This is a genomic window from Geminicoccus flavidas, from assembly GCF_009806515.1.
In the GTDB taxonomy this organism is placed as follows: domain Bacteria; phylum Pseudomonadota; class Alphaproteobacteria; order Geminicoccales; family Geminicoccaceae; genus Geminicoccus; species Geminicoccus flavidus.
In genome coordinates this window covers 1-5,068 of sequence record NZ_WUJP01000282.1, presented here as the reverse complement: position 1 = coordinate 5,068, position 5,068 = coordinate 1, and the positions used below count along the sequence as shown (strand labels likewise).

Genomic DNA, 5,068 nt, shown 5'->3' with positions numbered 1-5,068 from the left:
GCCGGCGCAGCCTGCAACTAGTGGCCCCCGACGGGATGGCCGCGGCCGCCTGAGCGGCCGGCCTCGGGTTCGTTCGTGCAAAATGTAGCGGGACGAGCCGGCCGGTGGAGGAGCCTCGGGTTCGTTCGTGAAGTCGTGTGCCTAGAGCAAAGAAGTGCCTGCCCTCGCTCTGTCATCCCCCGCGCAGGCGAGCGATCTGCCGGTGCAGGCGGCCACGTGTTGATCCCCCCAACGAGCCGGGGAATGACGGAAGGGTCGCACACGGGGTCCGAGTTCGCCTGGCCGATCGGGGATGCTGCTCGGGTTCGTTCGTGCAGATTCGGGATTTGCGGGGGCAGCGACATCTGGCCATCCGGCACGGAATGGATGGCCAGCATAGCAGATCCAGGCAAGTGTTCCCAACCGCTTGCCGGATCAGGACGAGGTGACCGTCAGCGTGCTGCGGCCGCTGCCTTGTGGCGTCACCTCGACCCGTACCGCGATCCGCTCCTTCATCTCCTCGACATGGCTGATCACGCCGACCCGGCGGCCGGTGGCCTGCAGCCGCTCCAGCACCGAGAGCGCCATGCCCAGGCTCTGCGCGTCGAGCGCGCCGAACCCCTCATCGATGAACAGGCTCTCGACGCGGATGCCCTGGCCGGACGACAGGCTGGCCAGGCCCAGCGCCAGGGCCAGGCTCACCAGGAAGCGCTCGCCGCCGGACAGGCTGTGCACGCCGCGCACCTCGTCGGCCATGAACCGGTCGACCACCTGCAGGACCAGGTCGCCGCCAGGGGCGCGCTGCAGCTCGTAGCGCGGGTGCAGCTCGGCCAGATGGAGGTTGGCCAGATGCAGGAGCTGCACCAGAGTCAGGTTCTGGGCGAAGCGGCGGAACTTGGCGCCGTCCGCCGAGCCGATCAGGCTGGCCAAGCGCAACCAGACATCGGCCTGGCGACGGCGCGCTTCCCGCTCGGCGATGAGCTGGAGCTGGCCCTTGCCGATCCGGTCGTCATTGATCAGCACGGCGAGCCGCTCGCGGTGGATGGCCTCGGCCGCCTCGCGCCGTCCGGCCAGCTCGGCCAGGGCTTCCTGGATGGTTTCGACCGCCCGGGCCGGGATTCCTGACGCGCGATGCTCCTCCAGGATACGCTGCCGCTCCCGGCAGGTGACCCGCTGCTCCTCCAGGGCATTGGCCAAGCCCTGGAGTCGCGCCCGCTCGGCTTCCGCCCAACCCTCCGGGCGGGCGAAGGCCGCCTCGGCATCCGCCAGCTCCAGCCCGAGTTCGGCAAGGGCGTCCGCCAGCCGCCGTTCCGCTTCCGCCGCTGCGACCTTCCCGGCCGCGTGGGCACGCCCTGCGGCCGCGACATTCTCCTTCGCCACCGCCAGCGTCCGCTCCGCCACGACCAGGGCAGTACCGGCCTGGGCGTGGGCGGCCTGGGCCCTCGCCAGACGCGCCTGCATGGCCTGCTCGGCCGCGTCCGCGGCCCCGTCGAGCAGCCGCGCGCGCGCGTCACGCAGGGCCTGCCATTCCTGCTGGCAGCGTGCGGCCACGCTCTCCGCTTCCTGCAGTTCGCGCTGCCGATGCGCGAGCGTGGTGCGGGCGGCACCCTGCTGCTCCCCGAACTCGCCGATCTTGGCGCGGCACGCTTCGAGCGCCTCGGTCCGGGCTGTCCAGGCAGCCGCCAGCTCGCGGCACTGCCCCGCCAGCGCCTGCGCATCCTGGCCGTACTGGTCGCGCCATGCGACGCAGGGACCATCCAGCAGCTCGGCCAGGCGTGCCAGCACGGCGGCGCGCTCCGCCTCGGTCGCGCGCAGGCGTTCGGCTGAGCGCTCTGCCTCCAGTGCCAGGTCCCGCTCCTGCTCCGCCGCTTGGTCGCCGGCAGCGGCGAGGCCGTCCAGCCGGTCGCGTCGCTCCGCCAGGGCCGATTGCGCCCGGCCGAGGCGGGCCTCGAGTTCGGCGAGGTGCGCCAGCTGCGCCGAGGCCTCGCGAGTCAGCTGCTCGACCTGGTCCAGATGGCGCGCCGGATCCTGGCCCGGGTGCTCTGGAAGCAGGCCTTCGCCATGCCGCGTGAGGTCGGCCAGGGCGGCGTCGCGGCGTTCCTGCCAGCGGGCCTGTTCGGCCCGGGCCGCTGCCTGCTGGCGCTCGAGCTGCGGGCGCTGGTCAGCGCAGGCGCGCATCAGGGTCGCCGCTTCCACCGAACGGCGCTGCAGTGCCTGGGAGGCTTCCTCCAGCTCCGCGACCCGCTGGCGGTCCGCGAGCACGCGCTCGGCCAGCACCTGGTCGGCCGGGGCCGCGGCATGTTCGGTGGCGCCGCAGACCGGGCAAGGCTGACCGGGCTGGAGCTGCAGGCGCAGATGCCTGGCCGCATCGCCGGCAGCGGCCTCGGACAGGTCCAGGCCGCGCCGCGCCTCGTCCAGCCGGGCGCGCGCCGCCGGCAGTGCCGCCTCGGCCAGGGACTGCTCGCCGGCCGCATGGGTGGCGCTCGCTTCGAGCTTGGCCAGTTCGTCGCCCAGCTCGGCCAGAGTCGCCGCGATCCGCTTAGCCTCGCCATCGGCCTGCTCAAGGGCCTCCAGTGCCGAGCGGAGCTGGCGGCAGCGATCCAGCCGTTCCTGTACCGCCGGCCGGTCGATGGCGGAGATCTCGGCCTGAAGGCCTGCGATTGCGGCAGTGTCGGCCTGGACCGCACGGCGCAGTTCGGCGAGTTCCGCCATCCGCCCCGCACTCGCCTCGGCCAGGACCTGGCGCTGCCTAGCCAGTTCGGCCTTGCGTTCCGCAAGCTCGGCCAGCCGCCGGTCATGTTCCGTGGCGGCTGCCAGATCCTGCAGGACCGGACCGATCCGGCCGGCCAGCAGGTGGAGGCCGGGATGCGCGTCCAGCCAGGCGCGATGCTCCGCCAGCGCGGCGGTCGCCTCGGCATGGGCGGCGTTCAGGCGCTGGAGCGCCGCTTCGGCCTCGGTCCGCTCGGCCAGGCGGCGGGCCTGTTCGGTCTCCGCGGCAGCGACCGCCGCTTCCGCCCGTTCCAGCCGCACGTCCATGGCGCGCGCCTCGGCCAGCAGCGGTGCCAGCCGGTCGGCTTCACGCTGCACGTCGGCCAGCAGCTCAGCGGCGTCCCTGCTGGCCGCCCCGGCTGCTTCCGCTTCGGCCGTCGCGGCGTAGCATGCCTTGGCGGCTGGCTGCTCCCGTGCCGCCAGTTCGGCCAGCTCGCGGGCGCACCGCGCCCGCTCGTCAAACTGCGGCCGTACCGTCAGCGCCCGTTCGTGGAGAGCCAGGGCCGCCCGTGCGCCATCATCGGCAGCATGGGCGGCCTGAGCCTGGGCGGCCGCTGCTTCCGCCTCGGCCAGATGCGCTGCCAGCTTGGCATCCTGCTCGTGCCAGGCCCGCTCCCGCTCCAGCCCGGCCCGCGTCTGGTCAAGCTCATCCAGCACTGCCTTAGCCGCCGCCTCGGCCGCCTCGGCCGCCTGACGCTCCTCGGGCGGCAGCGGCACGGCACCGGCGATCCGCTCATCCAGCAGGGCCAACGCCTGCTCCTCCTGCTTCTTGCGCTGGAACGCCGCCCTGGACAGCTCGGCATAGATGAAGGTGCCGGTGATCCGCTCCAGGAGCTCGGCACGCTCCTTGGCGTTGGCGCGGATAAAGGTGTCGAAATCGCCCTGGGCCAGCAGGACCGCGCGGCGGAACTGGTCGAAGCTCAGGCCCACCCGGCGCTCGATCTCGGCCAGCGTCTCGATCTTCTTGTCGCCGATCACCTGGCCGGTCGCGAGGTCGGTGAGCGTGATGCTCTGCGCCTGCAGCCGTCCGTCCGAGCGGCCGCGCGCCCGGCGGAGCTGCCAGCGGGAGCGATAGTCGCGGCCGTCCTGGCCGGCGAAATCCACCTCGGCGAAGGCCTCGGCCGCACCGTGGCGCAGCACGTGGCGGACATCGTTGTACTGGACCTGCTCGCCCTCGCGCTCGCCAATCTTCTCCCGGTCGGCATGGTCGAAGCGCGGCAGGCGATCGAACAGGGCCAGGCACATTGCGTCCAGGAGGGTCGACTTGCCGGCCCCGGTCGGCCCGGAGATCGCGAAGATGCCGGCACTGCGCAGGGGCTCGGCCTCGAAGTCCAGCTCGAAGGGGCCGACCAGGCTGGTCAGGTTCTGGCCGCGGATGGCGCGGATCCTCATCGGGATGCTCCTTCCGCCTGCTGCACTTGCGCCAGCAGTTCCTTGAACGCCTGGAGCAGGTCGGGGGCCGGGTCCTGGCCGCCATGCTCGGCGCGATGCAGCTCGGCGAACACGTCGGTCTCGGCGAGTTCGGCCAGTTCGCGCGCCGCCGCCACCTGCTGGCCCACCGCGGTCGCCGGGGCTTCCCGGCCGATCCGGACCAGGCGCACCGGTTTGCCCTGGAGCGCCTGGTCGATCCGGCGGCGCAGGTCGGGCTGCGGCCCGTCCAGGCGGACCACCACCTCCAGGAACGGCCGGCGCTCGCGGCCCGGATCATCCAGGGCCAGGGCCTGGAGCTCGGCTTCGATCGCCTCCAAGGGTGCGGCACCCTGGGCAGGTATCCGCAGGAACGGGACGAGGCGCGGGGCTTGGACCGGCTCGACTCGGGAGCGGCCCTCCGCATCCAGTTCCACCAGCAGGATGCCGTGCCGGTAGTGGCGCTCGGTGACCGACAGGGGAAAGGGCGAGCCGGCATAGCGGATCTCGGTGGGGCCTTTGAGGCGCTGCGGCCGGTGGAGATGGCCGAGTGCCACATAGGCCGCGTGCGGCGGATAGATCGAGACCGGTACGGTCTCCTCGCCGCCGATCACCACCCGGCGCTCGCTGAGCTCGGAGATCTCGCCGCCGGTGACGTGCAGATGCCCGGTGACGACCAGCGGCAGGCCGCCGCGCGCCGCATCGGCATGGGCGATCGCCAGGCGGTGCAGCCGGGCGATGCCGCTTTCGCCATCTTCTGGCTCCGGCAGGTCGCCCGGGCGCAGATAGGGCATGGCCACGCACCACGCGGCTTGCGTGCCATCACGACGGCGCAGCGGGACCGACAGGCCGGCCGGGTCGGGCCTGCCGTCCTTGCGCGGCACGGCGCCGATGATGGTGATCCGGGAGCGGT

2 protein-coding genes are annotated in these 5,068 nt (G+C 72.9%); both read right to left on the bottom strand.

Features of this window, described 5'->3' with window-relative positions:
- Positions 1 to 414 precede the first annotated feature (414 nt).
- Complete coding sequence (locus EQG76_RS32955; protein WP_159712171.1) at positions 415 to 4,140, bottom strand: AAA family ATPase; 3,726 nt, start codon at positions 4,138 to 4,140, stop codon at positions 415 to 417.
- Positions 4,137 to 5,068 (bottom strand): exonuclease SbcCD subunit D C-terminal domain-containing protein (locus EQG76_RS07825; RefSeq protein WP_159712169.1); only part of this gene is annotated, 932 nt, incomplete at its 5' end. The genes EQG76_RS07825 and EQG76_RS32955, both read right to left, overlap by 4 nt.

Excerpts from the sequence above, each read along its gene's own strand:
- EQG76_RS32955 (WP_159712171.1), bottom strand. The coding sequence starts at position 4,140 with ATGAGGATCCGCGCCATCCGCGGCCAGAACCTGACCAGCCTGGTCGGC.